16 protein-coding genes and 1 tRNA gene are annotated in these 21,513 nt (G+C 48.0%); 6 read left to right on the top strand and 11 right to left on the bottom strand.

Annotated features, from left to right (window positions below; translation table 11 throughout):
• The first annotated feature begins 41 nt into the window (after nt 1–41).
• The 5 genes from NC99_RS15255 to NC99_RS15275 all read left to right on the top strand — a co-directional run bounded on the left by NC99_RS15255 (nt 42) and on the right by NC99_RS15275 (nt 10,050).
• Entirely contained in the window at nt 42–1,418 is a 1,377-nt protein-coding gene (locus NC99_RS15255; protein WP_053185470.1) for a glucoamylase family protein, read from the top strand.
• A gap of 422 nt (nt 1,419–1,840) precedes the next feature.
• The gene (locus NC99_RS15260; protein ID WP_162231236.1) at nt 1,841–4,240 is read left to right on the top strand and encodes a glucoamylase family protein; all 2,400 of its coding nucleotides are present in this window, start codon (nt 1,841–1,843) and stop codon (nt 4,238–4,240) included.
• A gap of 43 nt (nt 4,241–4,283) precedes the next feature.
• Nucleotides 4,284–6,098, top strand: a complete 1,815-nt coding sequence (locus tag NC99_RS15265; protein WP_053185474.1) for a family 43 glycosylhydrolase — start codon at nt 4,284–4,286, stop codon at nt 6,096–6,098.
• Nucleotides 6,099–6,109: 11 nt separating this feature from the next.
• A complete protein-coding gene (gene bglX / locus NC99_RS15270) occupies nt 6,110–8,389 on the top strand; it encodes a beta-glucosidase BglX (protein ID WP_053185643.1) in 2,280 nt (759 codons plus the stop codon).
• Nucleotides 8,390–8,415: 26 nt separating this feature from the next.
• The gene (locus NC99_RS15275) at nt 8,416–10,050 is read left to right on the top strand and encodes a sulfatase family protein (protein ID WP_082326509.1); all 1,635 of its coding nucleotides are present in this window, start codon (nt 8,416–8,418) and stop codon (nt 10,048–10,050) included.
• A gap of 16 nt (nt 10,051–10,066) precedes the next feature.
• Here NC99_RS15275 and ung read toward each other — a convergent pair whose 3' ends face one another.
• Nucleotides 10,067–10,729, bottom strand: a complete 663-nt coding sequence (gene ung / locus NC99_RS15280) for a uracil-DNA glycosylase (protein WP_053185649.1) — start codon at nt 10,727–10,729, stop codon at nt 10,067–10,069.
• Between the two features lie 550 nt (nt 10,730–11,279).
• Between ung and rmuC the strand changes: the two genes are divergently transcribed.
• On the top strand, nt 11,280–12,593 hold the full coding sequence (gene rmuC / locus NC99_RS15290; RefSeq protein ID WP_053185652.1) for a DNA recombination protein RmuC: 1,314 nt from the start codon (nt 11,280–11,282) through the stop codon (nt 12,591–12,593).
• Between the two features lie 200 nt (nt 12,594–12,793).
• Here rmuC and NC99_RS15295 read toward each other — a convergent pair whose 3' ends face one another.
• The 10 genes from NC99_RS15295 to tatC all read right to left on the bottom strand — a co-directional run bounded on the left by NC99_RS15295 (nt 12,794) and on the right by tatC (nt 21,390).
• Nucleotides 12,794–13,192, bottom strand: a complete 399-nt coding sequence (locus NC99_RS15295) for an HU family DNA-binding protein (protein ID WP_053185480.1) — start codon at nt 13,190–13,192, stop codon at nt 12,794–12,796.
• Nucleotides 13,193–13,399: 207 nt separating this feature from the next.
• Complete coding sequence (locus NC99_RS15300) at nt 13,400–14,407, bottom strand: alpha/beta fold hydrolase (protein WP_053185482.1); 1,008 nt, start codon at nt 14,405–14,407, stop codon at nt 13,400–13,402.
• A gap of 90 nt (nt 14,408–14,497) precedes the next feature.
• A complete protein-coding gene (locus tag NC99_RS15305) occupies nt 14,498–15,289 on the bottom strand; it encodes an ABC transporter permease (protein WP_053185485.1) in 792 nt (263 codons plus the stop codon).
• Nucleotides 15,286–15,906, bottom strand: a complete 621-nt coding sequence (locus NC99_RS15310) for an ABC transporter ATP-binding protein (protein WP_053185488.1) — start codon at nt 15,904–15,906, stop codon at nt 15,286–15,288. The genes NC99_RS15305 and NC99_RS15310 overlap by 4 nt, the downstream gene beginning before the upstream one ends.
• A 137-nt stretch (nt 15,907–16,043) precedes the next feature.
• A complete protein-coding gene (gene clpX / locus NC99_RS15315) occupies nt 16,044–17,258 on the bottom strand; it encodes an ATP-dependent Clp protease ATP-binding subunit ClpX (protein WP_053185491.1) in 1,215 nt (404 codons plus the stop codon).
• Between the two features lie 24 nt (nt 17,259–17,282).
• The gene (gene clpP, locus NC99_RS15320) at nt 17,283–17,957 is read right to left on the bottom strand and encodes an ATP-dependent Clp endopeptidase proteolytic subunit ClpP (protein WP_053185494.1); all 675 of its coding nucleotides are present in this window, start codon (nt 17,955–17,957) and stop codon (nt 17,283–17,285) included.
• Between the two features lie 138 nt (nt 17,958–18,095).
• Nucleotides 18,096–19,451, bottom strand: a complete 1,356-nt coding sequence (tig, locus tag NC99_RS15325) for a trigger factor (protein WP_053185497.1) — start codon at nt 19,449–19,451, stop codon at nt 18,096–18,098.
• Between the two features lie 143 nt (nt 19,452–19,594).
• Nucleotides 19,595–19,675, bottom strand: a tRNA-Leu gene (locus NC99_RS15330).
• A 90-nt stretch (nt 19,676–19,765) separates the two neighbouring features.
• Entirely contained in the window at nt 19,766–20,488 is a 723-nt protein-coding gene (lptB, locus tag NC99_RS15335) for an LPS export ABC transporter ATP-binding protein (protein ID WP_053185500.1), read from the bottom strand.
• Between the two features lie 35 nt (nt 20,489–20,523).
• A complete protein-coding gene (tatC, locus tag NC99_RS15340) occupies nt 20,524–21,390 on the bottom strand; it encodes a twin-arginine translocase subunit TatC (protein ID WP_082326511.1) in 867 nt (288 codons plus the stop codon).
• Between the last annotated feature and the right edge of the window lie 123 nt (nt 21,391–21,513).

Below are 21,513 nucleotides of genomic sequence, written 5' to 3' on the forward strand. Positions count from 1 at the left end.
TATCCGGGCAGCCTTTCATTTAACAGCCAATCATTTTAGTAATGAGAAAAACAAGAAATAGGCCGGTAGTTTTTATGCTGGTCAGTCTGTTGATTTTGCTTGCGATGGCTTGTTCAAATCCGAAACAGGACAATGAGGGGCAAGTGGAAAGCAAGTGGGCAGGATTAAGCGATAACGAACTGCTAGATACAATTCAATATCAAACCTTCCAATATTTTTGGGATGCTGCCGAACCCAACTCCGGCATGGCGCGCGAGCGGATTCACATGGACGGCGTCTATCCGCAGAATGATCAGGATGTGATTACCCTTGGCGGTTCTGGCTTTGGCGTGATGGCCATTTTGGTGGGCATCGAACGCGGATACATTACGCGTGAACAAGCGCTGACCCGTTACCAAACCATTGTTGGTTTTTTGGCTACGGCCGACCGTTTCCACGGTGCCTGGCCGCACTGGCTCGAAGGAAAAACCGGTAAGGTGAAGCCTTTCAGTAAAAAAGACGACGGCGGAGACCTGGTGGAAACAGCGTTTATGATTCAGGGCTTGCTCACTGTGGCCGAATATTTTAAGGATGGCAATGCCGAAGAAAAACAACTGGTGGCCGACATTAACCAACTGTGGAAAGAAGTAGAATGGGACTGGTACACCCAGGGCGAAGAGGTACTTTACTGGCACTGGTCGCCCAACTACGGATGGGAGATGAATTTTCCGGTTGGAGGTTACAACGAGTGCCTGATCATGTATGTGTTGGCGGCTTCATCGCCCACACACCCGATTGAACCGGCTGTTTACCACAAAGGTTGGGCGAAGGACGGCAAAATCGCTGAAGACACGATCTACTATGGCATGAGTTCCGTTCTCAATTTTTATGAGCACAATGATGATCCGACCGGGCCGCTTTTCTGGGCGCATTACTCCTATCTGGGCTTGAACCCCAAAGGCTTGGTTGATCAGTATGCCGACTATTGGAAGCTGAACCAGAACCACGCGCTGATGCACTACGAGTATGCGTTGGACAATCCGAAAGGCTTTGACGGATATGGCGAAAATCAGTGGGGGCTGACTTCAAGCTACTCCATGCGGGGTTATGCAGGCCATCATCCCGGCGATGCCGACTTAGGTGTCATTTCACCAACCGCTGCTTTGTCATCTTTTCCTTATACCCCACAGGAGTCGATGCAGTTTCTGCGGTATCTCTACACCGAAGCCGATTCGCTCATTGGTCCCTACGGCCCCTATGACGCCTACAGCCATTCAAGCAACTGGTATTTGCCTCGTTATCTGGCCATTGACCAAGGCCCTATTCCGGTGATGATCGAAAACTACCGCAGCGGCTTGCCCTGGGATCTGTTCATGAAAAACGAGGATATCAGAAATGGTCTGAAAAAACTGGGGTTTAGCAGTCCCGAGATGAATTGATGAATTCGTTTTGAAAATATTGCTGTCGATTAATAGAATGGGCTAAAGCCCTATGGATCGGGGCGAATCAATAACCCCGGGCTAGATAAAACCGGGCCGATCGGCTTCCAGAATCATGGCGGCATCAACCCCAAAACCGGAAAATTGCAGGGTGCTTCCAGTTTGGTGCAGTTCCGGAATATTTGGATAAAGGAATTATAGAAGAAAGATGGGGAGAAAGTGAGAAAGTGAGAACATGAGAAGGGGAGAGGGTGAGAAAGAGAGATGGGGAGAATGGGAGGACGTTAGCGGGTGTGAAGATGTGAAGTTGAGATGAGAAACTCTGCGTTACTCTGTGTAGAAACTCCGTGTTCTCTGTGGTTAACATACTGCGAGCGTAGTAGTGTTTATTGGTTTAATGGGAAGGTCTTGAAATGAAAATTTTGAAATATAAAATAGGTTTATTGATCGTTTCTCTGGTCTTTCTTTCATTTTTTGGAAGGAGCCAGGAAGTGTCCTTTTTTACCGAAGGAACTACGAGCACCTATTACGACCAGGGGCTGGTCGATTTAAATAACCTGGGTGAAAGTACGTTGGAGCACACCTATCCACCGGGTGCACCGCAGTATAACGACAAGGTGCCCTGTTCGACCACAGCGTTTAGGGGAGCCACTTCGTTGAAGTTTAACTATACCTCGGCCTTAAACGGTAACTGGCGGGCAAGCATTTACCGGGCGGAATGGACTACAGCTGATCTTTCGGCACTGGATTCCCTTTCATTCTATGTTTATTCTGAAACCGAACTGCCCAATACCGCCTTACCATTGATTGGTTTGCGAGGGGTGAATGGCAATGGTTCCGGAGATGTGAATACGGCCTTGTATGCCTTGGCCGATTACAATGAATCCATCCCGGCAGGCGTTTGGACGCGCGTTGTATTTCCGCTACAGATTATTTTTGACGAAAACGAAACACTGGACTTTTCTCAAACCAAGGCGGTCATTTTCAATCAATCCGAGTCAGATAATAGTTCGCGCTTAATATTGATTGACGAATTGTCCGCTTTCAAGGCTCTGGATGAAATTCCGGTAGTTGAGGAATTTTCGGCTGTAGGTTACGACAGTCATGCCCACCTGGGTTGGGCTCATCCTGCAGATGGTTTGACTTACCGCATTTATGCTTCGTTTGATGACGGGCAGTCGTTTGAGCTGCGCGCCGAAACAACGGCCGATTTTTACCTGGATTTTGTGCCGGAGTCCGGAAAAAATAGTACGGTGGCCTATCGCATCGTGACGGCCCTGCAAGAAAGCGAGTCTGCTGCCGCCGAAGCCACGGCAACGATTCGCGATTTTTCTGATGACGAATTGCTGGACATGGTTCAGCAATATACCTTCAACTACTTTTGGGATGGCGCACACCAGGCAACCGGCATGGCTTTGGAACGTTCAAACGGGAATGGACGCACCGCTGCTTCGGGAGCCACCGGCATGGGGCTGATGGCCATGATTGTGGCGCATGAGCGGGAGTACCGTCCAAAGGAAGCGGTAAAAGATAGGATCTTAATGATCCTTGAATTTCTGAAAAATTGCGACCGGCATCACGGAGCATGGTCGCACTGGTACAATGCCGATACCTATCGTACCCAGCCTTTTTCTGCTGATGATGACGGCGGCGACTTGGTAGAAACTTCGTTTGTGGCGCAGGGACTGATTGCTCTGAAAAATTATTTTACCGGTTCGGATGAAAAATCTGTGCTCATCCGGCAGCAAGCGGATCAGCTTTGGAAGGAAATTGACTGGAGCTGGTATCGCAATGGCGATCAGAATGTGTTGTACTGGCATTGGTCGCCCACTGTTGATTTTCAGAAAAACATGAAGGTAACCGGATGGAATGAATGCCTGGTGACTTACGTGATGGGAGCAGCTTCACCCACGCACGGCATACCCAAAGCGGTTTATGACCAGGGCTGGGCGCGCAACGGCAACATGGTCAATCCAAGAACGTACTACAACTACGAAATTAACCTGTCGCCAAACTACGGAGGTCCGCTTTTCTGGATTCATTACAGCCACCTCGGAATCAATCCAAACGGGCTGAAGGACCAGTATGCCGATTACTGGCAGGAGCATGTGAATACCGCCCGCATTCATTATGCGTACGCCGTACAAAATCCGCAGGGGCACACCAACTACAGCAGCAAATCGTGGGGCCTGACAGCCAGTGACAGCCCGGATGGATATACCGCCCATCAGCCGGTGGCTAACGACAATGGCACGATCAGCCCAACTGCCGCACTGGCCAGTATGCCTTACACGCCAACGGAATCCATGCAGGCGCTAAAATATTTTTATCGTGAACGCGGACAGGAACTCTTTGGAAGATACGGACCGTATGATGCGTTTAACGATGACCGGGATTGGGTTCAGGAAGCTTACATCGGAATCGATCAGGGCCCTATCGTGGTAATGATCGAAAATCATCGTACCGGGCTGTTGTGGAACCAGGTGATGAAAGACACCGAAGTAAAAGCAGGCTTGGATAAGCTTGGCTTTCAATATCAATTTGCAACCAGCAGCAATGATATGAATGATCACCGGGAGCTAAGTTTCTATCCAAATCCAGTGTCGGGGAAAGTATATCTTGATCTTTCCGCGTTCGCTCAAAATACACCGGTTCTGGTGAAATGTTTTTCGTTGGATGGTCGCTTGGTTCGTATCGAGAATTTGACCCGAAAAGGTTCTGAAGCAGTATTCGACTGCGCTGACTTAAGGAATGGAATCTATCTGCTTCAGATAAGCGCTGGAACGAAGTTGTTTCAAAGTAAACTGGTTGTTCAGCAATAAGAGAAAAAACGGGAATGAGTGATTTTCAAAAAAAAATAAATAGATGAGACAACGACACTTTTTGATAACGATTTTGGCTTTGGTAAGTTTTGCTTTCGGGCAGCTTGCACAGGCGCAGCCGGTTCAGCCAGCAACCTATTGTAATCCCTTGGATATCGACTATACCTACATGGTTTACAATTCGAGCAGGAATATTTCGTACCGTTCAGGTGCTGATCCGGCCGTTGTTGAATTCCGGGGCGAGTATTACCTGTTCGTCACCCGTTCGTTTGGGTATTGGCGATCCACCGATTTGGTGAACTGGGATTTTATTAAGCCGGCCCAGTGGTTTTTTGAAGGTTGCAATGCGCCTACCGCATTCAATTACAAAGATTCTGTAATCTATTTTGCGGGCGACCCTGCTGGTTATGGAAGTATTTTATACTCCGACGACCCTAAAAGTGGGAAATGGACGCCGACGGCTTCGATCACCAATAATATTCAGGACTCGGAGCTCTTTATTGATGACGACGGAAGAACTTATTTATATTGGGGATCGTCAAACGTTCACCCCATCCGGGTGAAGGAATTGAATAAGGATGATCGGATGCTTGAAACTGGTGTTCAGAAAGAGTTGATTAATTTGGTGGAGGAAGAGCATGGTTGGGAACGATTTGGTGAGAATAATTTCCATCCGACGCTGAAGGAAGGTTACATGGAAGGTGCTTCGATGACCAAGCACAATGGAAAATACTACCTGCAGTACGCCGCGCCCGGGACACAATTCAATGTATATGGCGATGGCGCGTATATTGGTGACTCGCCGCTGGGCCCTTTCACCTACATGAAAAATAATCCGATGAGTTTCAAGCCGGGCGGCTTTACCAATGGCGCCGGACATGGCATGACCATGAAACAAAAGAACGGACAGTATTGGCATTTTGCCACCATGGCTTTGGCTTCCAACTCCCAGTGGGAACGTCGTCTGTGTATGTTTCCAACTTATTTTGACGACGAGGGCTTCATGTATTCGAATACGCATTACGGCGATTACCCGCGATTTGGTCCCGATCATCCAACCAATCCGGGCGAGCATTGTGGGTGGATGCTGCTGTCATACAAAGGGAAGGTGACCGTATCATCTGCGTTCAAACAAATTGTGAAGTTTACTTCAAACAATGATGAAGTTGCCGTGACAGAATTGCCACTCGAACAAAATGAGGATGGCGAAATTATTTCAGAAGTACTGACTGATGAAAGCCCAAAGTCGTATTGGGTGGCAGCGGCCAACGACGATCAGCAATGGGTGAAAATTGAAATGCTCAATCCGGGAACGGTCCATGCGTTTCAATTGAACTTCCATGATCATGAATCAGGCATTTATACCCGCACCGAGGGTTTGCGGCATCGTTTTTCTATTGAGGTGTCAGACGATGGCACCAACTGGCAAACCGTTATTGACCGCCGCGACAGTTATAAAGATTCACCCAACGCCTACATCGTCCTCAATCAGCCTGTTCAGGCAAAATTTGTCCGGTACGCGAATGTCGAAGTTCCGGGCAAAAACCTGGCCTTGTCCGAAATCAGGGCATTTGGGACCGGATTGGGAAAAATCCCAAAGAAGGTTAAAGGCTTTATGGTTGAACGGCAGGAGGACCGCAGGGATGTTTCCTTTTCATGGGACGCGGTAGAGGGAGCCCAAGGTTATAACATTCGATGGGGAATTGCGCCTGACAAGTTGTACCAGTCGTGGTTGCTTTATGATGTCAATGAACATTTTATGCGCTGCCTCGACCGGGATACGCCTTATTATTTTTCCATTGAGGCCTTTAATGAAAATGGAATTTCAGAAAAATCGAAAACGATAAAAGTAGACTAAAATAAATGATCATGAAGAAGTTGATGTATATGTTCGTGGCAGCAATCCTGACGATTTCCTGTCAGCAGCAATCCAAGGAATCGGATATGGATTCGTTTATTAATGAGCTAATGGGAGAGATGACGACCGAAGAGAAGATTGGTCAGTTGAATTTGATTACTCCCGGAGGAGGAATTCCAACCGGCTCAGTGGTGAGCACCGGTGTGGAGGAAAATATAAAGGCTGGCAAAGTTGGTGGCATCTTTGGCGTTTCCGGACCTGAAAAGGTTCGGCAGGCGCAGAAGCTGGCCGTTGAGGAAAGCCGTCTCGGCATTCCCATGCTTTTTGGCTCCGATGTGATTCATGGGTATAAAACGACGGTTCCAATTCCGCTGGGATTGTCGGGCAGCTGGGATCTGGAGCTGATTGAGAAAACAGCCCGAATGGCCGCCAAAGAGGCAACAGCCGACGGGATTTTCTGGAATTTCTCGCCTATGGTCGATGTTGCACGTGATCCGCGCTGGGGGCGGGTGGCCGAAGGAGCCGGCGAAGATCCGTACTTGGGCTCAAAAGTTGCCCAAGCCATGGTTCGCGGCTACCAGCAAGACGATTTGAGCAGTCCGTCGACCATGATGGCAACGGTGAAACACATGGCGCTTTATGGCGCTTCGGAAGCCGGACGCGATTACAACACGGTGGATATGAGCCGCCAGCGAATGTTTAATGATTATTTGCCTCCTTATAAAGCGGCTGTCGATGCAGGTGTGGGTTGTGTGATGTCGTCGTTTAATGATGTGGATGGAATTCCCGCTTCGGGAAACAAATGGTTGCTGACTGACCTGCTGCGCGAGCAGTGGGGGTTCGATGGTTTTGTCGTGTCAGATTATACGTCGGTAAATGAAATGATTGCTCACGGGTTGGGTGATTTGCAGGCCGTTTCAGCTTTGGCGCTGAAAGCAGGTTTGGATATGGACATGGTGGGCGAAGGTTTTTTAACCACGCTGGAGCAATCGCTTGAAGAAGGAAAAGTGACAGAAGAAGATATCAATACAGCTTGTCGCAGGGTGCTGGAAGCGAAATACAAACTGGGCTTGTTTGATGACCCGTTTCGTTATGCAGACAGTTCCCGTCCTGGGAAAGATATTTTGACAGATGAAAACCGCCAACTGGCCCGCGAAGCTGCTCGCCGTTCGTTTGTATTGCTGAAAAATGATCAGCAAGTATTGCCTTTGAAAAAATCAGGAATAATTGCATTGGTAGGACCACTGGCTGACAACAAGAACAACATGCTGGGAACCTGGGCTCCTACAGGCAACCCTCAGCTTTCGATTCCGGTTTTGGAGGGAATGAAAAATGTCGCGGGTCCCGGCGTGACGATTTTACATGCCAAAGGCGCCAATATTTCGGATGACCCCGAATTTGCGGAGAAGGTGAATGTTTTTGGGCCCCGGATCGAAATTGATGAACGTTCGCCGGAGGTGATGCTGAAAGAAGCGCTGGCCGTTTCGGCGAAAGCCGACGTGGTTGTGGCCGTGATTGGTGAGGCTACCGAAATGAGTGGTGAATCGGGCAATCGGAGCAACCTCTTGCTTCCCGAGAGCCAGAAGAAACTTGTCAGGGCATTGGCGCAAACCGGCAAACCGCTGGTGCTGGTCACCATGAGCGGCCGTCCGCTGGCCTTGGTTGAGGAAAATGCGTTGGCCGCGGCGCTGCTGCAAACCTGGCACCCTGGTGTTGAAGCCGGCCACGCGGTTGCCGATGTGCTGTTCGGAGACTACAATCCTTCAGGAAAACTGACCATGACCTTCCCGCGAAATGTCGGGCAGGTACCTATTTATTACAACCACCGGACGACCGGCCGCCCACAGGACGGTGACAAGTTCGCCAAGTTTAAATCCAATTACCTTGACGTTCCCAACAGTCCCCTATTTCCGTTTGGTTATGGTCTGAGTTATACCACTTTTGAGTATAAAAACCTGAGTCTGAATCAGGCTGAGATAGCGAAGGACGAAACACTGGAAGTGCGCATTGATGTCACGAACACCGGCGACTTCGATGGCGAGGAAGTTGTTCAACTGTATGTGGGCGATTTGGTTGCTTCGGTTACCCGGCCAGTAAAAGAGCTGAAAGGCTTTAAAAAAGTGTTCCTCAAAAAAGGCGAAACACAAACCGTTAGTTTCAGCTTAAGCGCTGACGATCTCGCCTTCTATAATTTTGATATGAACCGCGTAACCGAACCCGGGCAGTTTCGGGTATTTGTGGGCGGCAATTCCAATGCTCCGAATGTGAAGGAATTTACCTTGGAGGAATAGCATGATGTGGTTAACGAAATAAAGCAATGAAACGACAAACGAATCAACTGAGAACAATGGCAATCATTGGCTTGGGAGCCGCAGGATTTTTCCCGGCGTGCACTCCGGCTGAGCCGGAAGTCAGCCAACCCAATATTGTATTCATTATGAGTGATGATCACGCTTACCAAGCCATTAGCGCCTACAGCAATCACCTCATTGAAACGCCAAACATTGACCGGCTGGCCAAAGAAGGCATGCTGTTTACCAATGCTTGCGTGACCAACTCCATTTGTGCGCCCTCGCGGGCAACGATCCTCACCGGAAAGCATACCCATATTCACGGTAAAATTGACAATGTTTTCCCGTTCGACACGACCAATGTTACTTTTCCGCAGTTGTTCCAACAGGCAGGTTATCAAACCGCCATGTTTGGGAAATTGCATTTTGGCAACAATCCCAAAGGATTCGATGAGTTTATGATCCTTCCGGATCAGGGCGATTATTACAATCCTGACTTCATAACCAACAAGGGTGATACAACAATCATGGGCTATGTAACCGATGTGATTACCGATTTAACCTTGGACTGGCTTGGAAGCAGGCGTAAGCAAGACAAACCGTTCATGCTGATGTACCTTCATAAAGCGCCGCATCGCGAATGGATTCCGGCCGAACGCCATTACCGGGAATTCACACAGAAAACCTTTCCCGAACCTGAAACTTTGTTTGATGACTATGAGGGCCGCGGAACGGCTGCCAAGGAAGCTGAAATGAACCTGCTCAAGCACATGACCATTTCGGCTGACAACAAAATTTATCCTGAAGTAGCCGATGAGCTGGGAATCAAGGAATCGTCGGACTGGGGGAAGAATGTGTTCCTGCAAAAGTACCGGCGACTGAACCCGGAGCAAAAAGCGGCTTACGATTCGGTTTATGAGCCCATCAATGAGGCGTTTAAGGAAGCCTACCCCAACATGAGCGACGAAGATTTGATGCGTTGGAAATACCAGCGCTACATGCAGGATTACCTGGGTTGCATTGCTTCGGTTGATGAAAACGTGGGCCGCGTGCTGGATTATCTGGATGCCAACGGACTGAGTGAAAACACCATTGTGGTGTACACCTCGGATCAAGGTTTTTACCTGGGCGAGCATGGATGGTTCGACAAGCGGTTTATCTATGACGAGTCGTTTAAAACACCCTTGTTGATTCGCTGGCCCGATAAAATCAAGGCTGGATCCGTTTCCAATGAAATGGTTCAAAACCTCGACTTTGCGCAAACCTTTCTAGCGGCTGCCGGATTGCCCCAGCCCGACGATATGCAGGGCGAAAGCCTGATGCCGCTGTTGACAGGACAAACCGACCAGTGGAATAGGGAAGCGGTTTATTACCATTATTACGAATATCCGGGTTTTCACATGGTCAAGCGGCACTACGGCATTGTAACGACCGATTACAAGTTGGCCCACTTTTATTACGATGTGGATGAGTGGGAACTATATGATCGCAAAAACGATCCGATGGAGTTAACCAATGTGGTTGACGATCCCGCTTATGCCGATGTGGTTGAAAGTTTGAAGGAACAATTGGCCGGCTTGCGTGCGCAGTATCACGATTCGGAAGATTTGGATCAAAAATTCATCGAGAAGTACCGGGAACGCGGATTGATCAAGAACTAAAACAAAACTGAGCAGCTTACCAGTTGATTTGCCCCAGTGCGTGCTGTTTCAAGAAACTGTTGGCGCGGCTAAAGTGCTTGTTTCCGAAGTAGCCCCGGCTGGCTGAAAGCGGCGAAGGATGCACCGAAGTGAGCACCAGGTGCTTGCTTTGGTCAATGAATTCGCCTTTGCGGATGGCATAACTTCCCCACAAAATAAACACCACGTGCTCTTTTTGCGTGTTGATTTGGTGAATAACCGCATCAGTAAACTGCTCCCAGCCTTTTTTCTGGTGCGAGCCGGCCTGGCCCGCCCGAACAGTCAGGGTGGCGTTTAGCAACAATACGCCTTGCCGGGCCCAGTCCGTCAGGTTGCCGGTGGTCGGTATTGGTTTGCCCACATCTTGCTGTAATTCCTTGAAAATGTTGCGCAGGCTTGGAGGAAAGGTAATTCCGTCGTTTACCGAAAAACACAGGCCGTGTGCCTGGCCGGGGCCATGGTATGGATCCTGTCCAAGAATGACCACTTTTACCTGATTGAAGGGACATTGGTCAAACGCGTTGAAAACGAGTTTGGCAGGCGGATAGATCTTGTGCGTCCGGTATTCTTCGTGGACAAACGCACTCAGTTTCTTAAAGTAATCTTTTTCAAATTCCTGGGCCAGCACCTCTTTCCAACTGGTATCAATCTTTACATCCATCGAACAGGCTTTTAATTTCGGAGCGTTAAAATAGTACGAATGTTTCAAATTCCAAATTCCAAGTTTCAAGTTATCCAACCACAGGCTGACGGGCGAAGAATACAGCCTAAAAGGCAGTGATTAGTCGCAGTGGACAGAAGGCCGCGGGTATCAAGCATCAAGCATCCAGTATCCAGCATCCAGTATCCAGCATCCATCCACATGCTCGCAGATCCTGAAACAAGTTCAGGATGACGCTTCTGGCGGGCGTTATTGGGCATCGAGCAGCTATCATCATTTATCCACCATCCAGTATCAAGCATCAAGCATCCAGTATCCAGCATCCAGTATCCAGCAGCCAGCCACATGCTCGCAGATCCTGAAACAAGTTCAGGATGACGCTTCTGGCGGGCCTTATTGGGCATCAAGCAGCTATCATCATTTATCCAACATCGAGGATCAAGGATCAAGCATCCACCATCCACCATCCAGCATCCAGTATCCAGCATCAAGCATTTCCCTTTTCGCTTTGCCTTCTTCTTTGTACTTTTAGCTTTCAAATTGAATGAAGATGGAAATTGTGTATCTGCTTGCCGGGCTGGCTGTTGGATTTGTTGTCGCTTTCTTGTTGTCAAAACTGAAAGCCAAGAACTCGGAGAATGAGTTGTTAGCGGTGCGGAGTGAGTTTGAAAAGACAAAAGCCCAGCTGGAAGAGCGGGTCACCTATTTGCAGGACGACAAGGAAAAACTGACTGAACGCCTGCGCGCAAAGGAGACCGAAGGCGAGCAGCTGGCGCAACGGCTGACCAAAGCCGAGGTCGAATTTGCCAATCTCCGCGAAAAGCTGGCTACCCAAAAGCAGGAAATGGAAGAGCTTCAAAAGAAGTTCACTACGGAATTTGAAAACATCGCCCACAAAATCTTGAAGCAAAATTCGCAGGATTTTACGCTCGTCAACCAAAAGAACATCGGCGAAATTCTGAATCCCTTGCGGGAGAAGATCCAGCTTTTTGAAAAGAAAGTGGAGGATACCTACGAAAAGGGCCTGAAGGATCAGACGGATTTGAAAGCCGAGCTCAAGAAGCTGCACGACCTGAACCTGAAGATTAGTGAGGAAGCCAGTAACCTGACCAAAGCCCTGAAGGGCGATGTGAAAAAGCAGGGAAACTGGGGTGAAGTGATTCTGGAACGGATTCTCGAACGTTCGGGCCTCACCGAAGGGCGCGAGTATGAAAAGCAATTCAGTGTGCTTGGCGAAAATGGTTCGCGCCTGCAGCCTGACGTGGTGATTCATTTGCCCGACCAAAAACACATTGTGGTCGACTCCAAAGTGTCGCTGGTAGCCTACGAGCGCCTGGTCAATGCGGCGGAGGAGACTGATCGCCTCGCACATGTTAAAGCGCACTTACTCAGTATCAGGAGCCACATCAAGCAGTTGGGTGAGAAGCATTACCAAAGTGCGCAAGGCATGAACAGCCCCGATTTTGTGCTGTTGTTTGTGCCGATTGAATCTTCGTTCAGCGTGGCCATTCAGGCCGATCAGGATTTGTTTTCGTATGCCTGGGACAACAAAGTGGTGATAGTCAGTCCGTCAACTTTGCTGGCGACTTTGCGCACCATTGCGTCGATTTGGCAACAGGAAAACCAGACCCGTAATGCCATGGAGATTGCCCGGCAAGGCGGCCTGCTCTACGATAAGTTTGTCAATTTTGTGGCCGACCTCGAGAAAGTGGGCAACAACATGGAACAAACCCGGAAGAACTACGATTTGGCCATGAACAAGCTGAATGACGGGCGCGGCAACCTGATTCGTTCAGCCGAAAAGCTCCGCGAACTGGGCTCAAAAGCCAGTAAAGAACTTCCGCAGAAATATTTGGATGAATAGTTCGGGGATAAGGGCCGGCTGCGTGCCGACTGGTGCTGGCGCGGCCTGGCATTGATTGCCATTTCTGGTCATTTTATGGTCATTGATCGTTGTCAATTCCTAAGCCCACAATGACGATTTAATGACCACCAATGACCACCTAATGACGATTTAATGACTTCATGATGAGGTCGTCATTCGGATCTCCATCTCCCGAAGTTCTAATAATCACTCGTTTTCGACTTGGTATAGTCCGCACGTTTTACGGCCCGCTTGAGGCGCGTACTGGCCCGAAAGCTGATTTCGGTCGATTTGATGAGCCGAAAACCGTCGGTTCGGGGTTCATCCGAGGCTTCGCTTTTCAGGTTCAGGCTAAATGTTCCCAGCTCGCCCAGCTCCACAGTCCGGTTGTCGAGCAGCAGTTCTGGAATCAGATCAATCAATCCCACCAGGGTGGACACCACGTCTCCGCGCGTCAACGACGATCGCAGGGCGAGTGCGTCGGCCAGTTCATCCAGTGTGGCCTTGGTACGGTCGCAGGCCCGGGCGTAATATTTGTACTGTCCTCCGCCTTTTACTCCCGGCGTGGCTTGCTTAACGAGTCGGTACTTTACGGTCATTCTCTTCTGTTTAAATAGAGGTTTGATACTTGTCGGATATAAATTTAATACGTATTAAAAAATAAATTGACAGGTATTAAAATGTTTTTTAACAGGTATCAAAAATTATTTTGATAGGTATTAAAAAGTCAACAGAACGAATGAAAAGAATCATTCGCACCTTGCCTTTTTGCCCTGATGTCGGTATTGTTTTTTTATGAGGCCCGCTTATTGATTCAGAAACTCCACAAGAGGTCCGATAAAGCGGTCGAAAGCTTCGATGTGGGGCAGGTGCCCAATATCGTCCAGCTCTACCAACCGGGCATTGGGGATCTGCTGCTGGGTGCGTTTGCCCAACTCGGGGTAGTTGCCCATCGTTGCCCTCACCTCGTCGCTCACCAAGGGTTTTCCCAGTGCCGTGCGGTCGCGTTGGCCAATAATCAGCAGGGTGGGGGCTTCCAAATGCTTAAACTCATAGCAAACCGGCTGTGTGAAAATCATGTCGTAGGTTAGGGCGGCATTCCACGCAATACGCGGATAGTCGATGTTGAGCGTCCAGCCGGCCAGCAGGTTCACCCACTCGTCGTATTCGGGTTGCCAGTTGCCATCATAGTAACTTTCCAACTGGTACTTTTTGATGCCTTCGTAGGTTTTCCCCAGTTCGTTGGCATACCACCATTCCACGGGTTTGTAAGGTACTTTCAGTTTCCAGTCTTCCAGCCCAATCGGATTGACCAGGATCAACTGGTCGGTTTGCTCCGGATACATCAGCGCGAAGCGGGTGGCCAGCATGCCGCCCATGGAATGGCCCAGTACACTGACTTTTTCAACCTGTAGGGTGTCGAGCAGGGCTTTGGTGTTGGCCGCCAGCTGCTGAAAAGTGTAGTGGTAGTGTTCGGGTTTCGACGACTTTCCAAAACCAATCTGGTCGGGAATGATGACATGAAAGCCTTGTTCGCCGGCCAGCAGATTGGCGGTTTCGCGCCAGTATGCACCGTTAAAGTTTTTGCCGTGCAGCAGGAGTACCGCTTTGCCATTGGGCTTGGCGGGCCTTACGTCCATATAGGCCATTTGGTAGCTTTCATTTTGGCTTTCGATGGTGAGGTAGTTTACGTCGAAAGGGTAATCGTAATTTTCGAGGTTGAGGCCCAGGGCTTTTAGGCCGGCTTGTTGGGCCGAAACGCTGATTGCACTCATGAGCGCCACCATCAGCAACAAGGTTTTATGGTATTTCATGATGTTCCTGTTTTAAAGTATGTGTAGTTTAAAACAGGAAGCGCTTCGGATGGTTTAGTGGCGAATGGAGTGCTGGTGTTTTTGATGCGATTATTCTGGAGTGAGCAGGCTTTTGTCGAGTTGATCGCTTTTATTGAATCCCTGCCGGATAGCAAACAGCAGTTGCAGTACATTGCTGAGCAGGCTGTTGAAAAAGATGATGACCATGACCATGATTTGGTACTTTACGGCCAGCACCGGATCGGAGCCGCCGAGTATTTGGCCGGTCATCACCCCGGGAAGCGACACCAGCCCAATGGTGGCCATGGTGGCCAGGTTGGGTGCCATGGCTGTGCGGATGGCTTCTTTCAGAAAAGGACGGGCAGCCTCCTGTTTCGAAGCGCCGTTGGCCAGTAAAAACAGGTAGGTTTTTTCTTCTTTCCGAGCCATATTGAAGAAGCTTTTCAGGGCCACGATGTTCGATTTAAGGGTGTTGCCCAGCATCAGCCCGGCAATGGGAATCAGGATATCGGCCTGGAAAATGTTGTCGATTTGTACAATGGCCCAGTTGAAATATAAGAGCGTAAGCATGGTGGGCAGCAACATGGACAGGAAGGTGGGCAGCAATAACTTCTTTAAACGCAGGGATGAATTGCGAATGCCGGAGTGTGCCGCAAACAGTACCATGGCCAAAATGTAAGCCAGGTTCACCAACACGTGGTCGAGCAAAAAGATGTATTTGAGGTAGACGGCCACAAAACTCAACTGGATCAGCATTCGAAGCACCGAAATGAGGAGTTGTTTGTTAAACCCGAGCCGAAATCGCCAAATAATCAGCATGCTTGGGGCAATGAGCAAAAGCCCAAGGAGTAAACCGCTGATGGATATGTTGGCTGCGCTCATGGTGTGAAGTTGGTAATGACTTTCATTTCAGGGATTTGCCAGGCCGGGTCGTGACTGACACAAACGACCGTTTTTTTGGTCTTCAGAACATAGTCGATGAAGCGTTGCTTCTGCTTTTCGTCCATGGCCGAGGTTGGCTCATCGAGCAGCAGCACGGGGCGGTCAAGCAGCTGAATGAGGATCCATCCCAGCCGCTGGCGTTCGCCTCCGGAAATGACACTCGTATTTTTGGAGAGCAGGCTTTCCGGCAAATCAAAGGCGGAGAGCTTTTCACGCAGCATCGTTTCGGAATAGGGCAGGTGTTTGTTCGCCGAGAACTGAAAAATTTCCTGAAAGACTTCCGAGACTTTGCCGTTGGGAAAATCGACATCCTGGCTCAAGTAAGCAATTTGGCGCCTGATTTTTTGTGTGTTTTCCGGAGTCAGGGCCTTTTTGTTGAACAGGATTTTTCCGGCATCCGGATCGGTGAATCCGAGGATCAACCGCAGCAAACTGGTCTTTCCGCTGCCCGATTGCGCTGCCAGCAACACTTTATCGCCTTTGCCAATGCGAAGGTTGAAGTTCTTCAACAACTGCTTGTTTCCCAAGCTGAGGGACACATCTTTGAATCGTATCATGGGATGCCGGTCGAAAAAAGTAAGACAAAAAAGCCGGAACATGGTGTCCGGCTTTATTTTATATGATAAGGTAGCCGTTTTCGAATTTCACAGATTAAAAAACGGTTTCCTCATTTGCTTGTATTCATTAGTCGCTCTTAACTAGCCTTAAGCCGGTGTGCGCTGCTCGGATCAAGTTTATTCATCGCATAGTCGCGCGAGATCACCAAATCTTTAATGCCATCGGATGGGCTGTCAAACATCGCATCAATCATGATGCTTTCGCAGATGGACCGCAGTCCGCGTGCTCCGAGATTAAATTCAACCGCCTTGTCCACTATAAATTCCAGCGCTTCTTCTTCAAAGGTCAGCTCAATATCGTCGAGCTTAAAGAGCTTCAGGTATTGTTTGATGATGGAATTTCGCGGCTCTGTCAGGATGTTGCGCAGCGCTTTGCGATCCAAAGGCTCCAGGTAGGCCAGTACCGGCAAACGACCAATGATTTCGGGAATCAGCCCGAAGCTTTTCAGGTCCTGGGGTGCAATGTATTGCAGCATGTTTTCGCGGTCCAGGTTGTCCACCAGCTTCTGTGCTCCAAAACCAACCACCGATGTATTCAGTCGCTTGGCAATTTTCTTCTCGATACCGTCGAAAGCTCCGCCACACACAAACAGGATGTTTTTGGTGTTTACCGGAATCATTTTTTGCTCCGGATGCTTACGTCCACCCTGCGGCGGCACGTTGACGATGGCTCCTTCGAGCAGTTTCAGCAAGCCTTGCTGAACGCCTTCGCCCGACACGTCGCGCGTGATGGAAGGATTGTCGCCTTTGCGGGCAATTTTATCCAGCTCATCAATAAACACAATGCCGCGTTCGGCTGCTTCCACGTTGTAGTCGGCAGCTTGCAGCAAGCGGGTCAGCAAGCTTTCAATATCTTCGCCCACATAACCCGCTTCGGTTAAGACTGTGGCATCGACAATGGTGAAAGGAACGTGCAACATTTTAGCAATGGTACGCGCCAGGAGGGTTTTTCCTGTTCCGGTTTGCCCCACTAAAATGATGTTGGATTTTTCGATTTCCGTTTCGTCGCTAGTCACTTTTTGGGTTAATCGCTTGTAGTGGTTGTACACAGCCACCGATAAAATCCGCTTGGCCTGGTCTTGCCCGATAACATATTGGTCCAGAAATTCCTTGATTTCCTTTGGTTTCAATAGTTTCAGTCCGTTCAGGTCAAATTCGCTATCTCTTTTTAATTCTTCCTCAACAATGGCATAAGCTTGTTCAATGCAGTGGTCGCAAATATGACCATCCATTCCGGCAATCAACAAGTTCGTGTCTTTTTTCTCTTTTCCGCAAAAAGAACATTTATCCATGATCTACTCCTCTATCTCTAATGCTTATTTACTTCTAATCAGAATATCATCGATCATACCATATTCTTTGGCTTCTTCCGAGGTCATCCAGTAGTCCCGATCCGAGTCTTTCTCGACTTTTTCGTAGGTGTTTTCTGAATGCTTGGCGATGATATCGTACAATTCTTTTTTCAGTTTTAAGATTTCGCGTGCGGTAATCTCAATGTCTGAAGCCTGCCCTTGTGTTCCGCCCATGGGTTGGTGGATCATGATGCGTGAGTGCTTCAGGGCTGAGCGTTTGCCTTTGGTTCCGGCAGTCAGCAATACGGCTCCCATCGATGCGGCCATGCCAGTACAAATAGTGGCAATGTCGGGCGAAATGTATTGCATGGTGTCGTAAATTCCCAGTCCGGCATGAACCGATCCGCCGGGGCTGTTAAAATAGATTTGAATGTCTTTGCTGGGGTCGGTCGATTCCAAGAACAGCAGCTGGGCCTGGATGATGTTGGCAATGTAATCATCGATTGGTGTTCCCAAAAAGATAATCCGGTCCATCATCAGTCTCGAAAAAACATCCATTGAAGCGACGTTCAACTGTCTTTCTTCAATAATGTAAGGGGTCAAACTGTTGGTAAACATCGAGTCAAAACGATGCAGGTTCAGACTGCTGATTCCCATGTGGCCCCGGGCGTATTTATTAAATTCTCTTTTGTCGCTCATTTTTCTTAATTCTGGGTTAAAAAAAAACTTTGTAAACTCTGGTTTTCCATGCTCATTCAACTGGATAAACAGTTCAAGAGCTGGATTCAGGGTTTACAAAGTTAGAAAATTATGCTATTTGCCTAAGCAGCAGCAGGATTATTTTTCGAGTAATTCATTAAATTCATCCTGGCTGATTGGTTTTTCATCCAGATTGACGTTTTCCTTGATCACTTCCATGATTTTATCTTCCTGAACTTTGGTGGTGATGCGACGTCTTTCGTCTTCATTTTGAAGGATTTGGTCTGCATAAGCACTCAGTTGCTCGTCGGGCATGCTGAACATCCCGTACTGGCGGAACTGCATGGCGGCAATTTCCTTGGCCATCGCCTTGACGTCTTCCTGCTTGATTTCAATTTCATTGTCTTTGGCAATGCGGTCTTTGATCAACTGCCAGCGCAAGTCTTTCATGAAATTGTCAAAGTCTTCGTCAATTTGCTCGTCGGTCAGCTCGTTATTGGTGGCTTTTAACCAGCGTTTCAGAAATTCTTCCGGCAATTCCATCTCGATTTTTTCAACCAGAATGTCACGGCTGTCAATGGTAAATTTGTAGTCGCTCGAGTATTTCAGTTGTTCTTCGATGTCAGCTTTCAACTTGTTGCGGAATTCTTCTTCGGTTTTGATCTCCGTGTCTTCGCCGAGTGCTTTTTTGAACAGCTCTTCGTTGATTTCTGCTTTTTTGAAGCGAAGAATCTCAGAGATGGTGAATTTGAAGTCGCCTTCAATGTTTTCTGCTTCTTCGTGCGAAACATTCAGCATGTGGCCTACTTCGTGTTTGTTTTGGTAAACTTTAATCGGGTCGAACACGATGGTGTCGCCCACTTTTTTACCTTGAATTTCTTTTTTGACTTCTTCGTCTTTCATCACATCAACAGCAATGATGACCTGCTCGGCTTTGATGCCATTTTCCAGTTCGTTTCCTTCGGCATCCAGTTGTACGAAGTTTCCGCGAATGGTGTCTTTTTCCTCAACAACATCAACATTTTCATTTTCTCCAAAGCGGCTGGTGTACGAGTCAACTTGTTGGTCGAGCATTTTGTCGTCGACCTGAATGAGGTAGTAGGGATATTTTTTGCGCTTGTCGAATTTGACTTCCACTTCGGGAGCTACCGCTACGTCGAAGGCGAATTCGAAATCTTCGGCTGTTTCCCAGCTGAATTCCGGAGTTTTTTCTTCGTTTGGAAGTGGTTCACCCAAAATATTCAGCTTCTCATCAACAATAAATTTGGTCAGGTTTTGCGACAACATCTTGTTCACCTCTTCGGCCAGGATCGCTTTGCCGTACATTTTTTTCACTAATCCGGCAGGTACTTTCCCTGGTCTGAATCCAGGCATGTTGGCTTTTTTACGATATTCTCTCAATTGCTCATTGACGGTTGCTTCGTAGTCACTTTTTTCAATTTTAACCGTAATAACCGCATTTAGCTCGTTGATGTTCTCTTTTGTAATATTCATATAATTCCGCTTATAATTTTGGAAAATGTTCAAGTAACCAAATAGTTAACTCTTTTTGTTGAGTTGAACTAAAGCCTATAAATCAATAAAAACCGCAGGCTCGGATTCGGCGAATCAAGCTTTGCGGTTGTTTTTCGTTTTTGTGCGGGCGAAGGGACTCGAACCCCCACGTCAAAGACACTAGATCCTAAGTCTAGCGCGTCTACCAATTCCGCCACGCCCGCTAATTGCGGTGCAAATGTATATTATTTTTTTTTATTCCCCAAATGGTGAAATGAAACTTTTTTATGGAAAAAACAGCCTGTTTAAAAGGTTTATCTCAGGGTGAAATTCTGTCCCAGGTAAACCCGGCGGACATCCTCGTCGTTGGCCAGATCTTCGGCCGACCCGGCTTTCATTATCGATCCTTCAAACAGCAAGTAGGAGCGGTCGGTAATTGACAGGGTTTCGTGTACGTTGTGGTCGGTAATGAGCACGCCAATGTTTTTTTCCTTCAAGGTCATCACGATCTCCTGGATATCTTCTACAGCGATGGGGTCAACGCCAGCAAAAGGTTCGTCGAGCAGGATGAACTTGGGGTCAATGGCCAGGGCACGGGCAATTTCCGTTCGCCGGCGTTCGCCTCCTGAAAGCTGGAATCCTTTGCTTTTTCGGATGTGTTGCAGCCGGAATTCTTCGAGCAGCGACTCCATTTTTTCTTTCTGATAAGCTTTCGTATAATCGGTCATTTCCAACACAGCCCGCAAGTTATCTTCGATACTGAGTTGCCTGAATACCGAGGCTTCCTGCGCCAGGTAGCCGATGCCCAGCTGCGCGCGTTTGTAAACGGGCAGTTTGGTAATGTCGCGATCATCCAAAAAAACTTTGCCCGACAAGGGTTGAATCAGTCCGACAATCATGTAGAAAGAGGTGGTTTTGCCGGCTCCGTTCGGTCCCAGCAGTCCAACAATTTCTCCTTGTTCAACTTCAATTGACACGCCTTTAACAACGGTCCTTTTTCGGTATTTCTTGACTATATTTTCGCCCCTTAGTTTCATATCTTAATTTGCTTAACGCCTGTGTCTTTGAATTATTATAAAGCTTCCAGGTCTTCTTCTGCTTTTTTGTTTACCCGCCGCGAAATGACGATTCCAATTTCATACAGAAAAACAAGGGGGATACATACCATAATCTGGCTGAAAACGTCAGGCGGTGTGATGATCGCCGAAAGCAGCAACAGGGCAACGTAGGCATGGCGCCGGTAATTTTTCATTAGGTCGGGAGTCAGAATTCCCACTTTGCTCAGGAAATAGACAAAGATAGGCAATTCGAAAATAACCCCGCTGGCCAGGCTGATGGAGGTCACGGTGCCGATGTAGGACCGCATGTTGATTTGATTGACCACTTCGGCTGATATGGAGTACGAACCCAAAAAGTGAATGGAAAGAGGCACAATTAAATAGTAGCCAAATAAAACGCCTAAAATAAACAGAATGGACATGTACACCACCGCGCCGCCCGAATGTTTTCGCTCGGTTTCGTACAAAGCAGGGCTGATAAATCGCCAGATTTCATAAAAAACATAGGGCGATGCAACAATTAAGCCTCCGATGATCGACACCATGATGTGTGTCATGAAGTTGTCTGCCATTTTGATACTGATGAGTTGCAATTCGTTCGAGTTAATCATCAGATCTTGGATGCCCGTGAGGTCTGCCAGTCTGGCAAACATGCGGTTGGTCCAAAAATCGGCTGTCTTTGGATTGAATATGACGGTGTCGAAAATGAAGTTCTTGTTGATAAAAGCAAGGATCGCGAAAAAGACAATCGCCAGAAATGCCCGGATCAGATGCCAACGCAATTCTTCCAAATGTTCGAGGAATGACATTTCCTCCTGTTTGTCTTTTTTTGTCTTTTTCTTTTTGGTACTTTGCTGCTCAGAATATTTTGTGTCGGTCATATTGGCAATTTGGTTCAGAAAAAAGAATTAAAATTAGTTTTTCAAAAATCACGACAAATATAGTTTATATTACCGATTTTGGTTTTGTGTACGGTCTTAATTTTTATTAAAGGAAGAAGGCAT

The sequence above is a fragment of the Sunxiuqinia dokdonensis genome, assembly GCF_001270965.1.
Taxonomy (GTDB): domain Bacteria; phylum Bacteroidota; class Bacteroidia; order Bacteroidales; family Prolixibacteraceae; genus Sunxiuqinia; species Sunxiuqinia dokdonensis.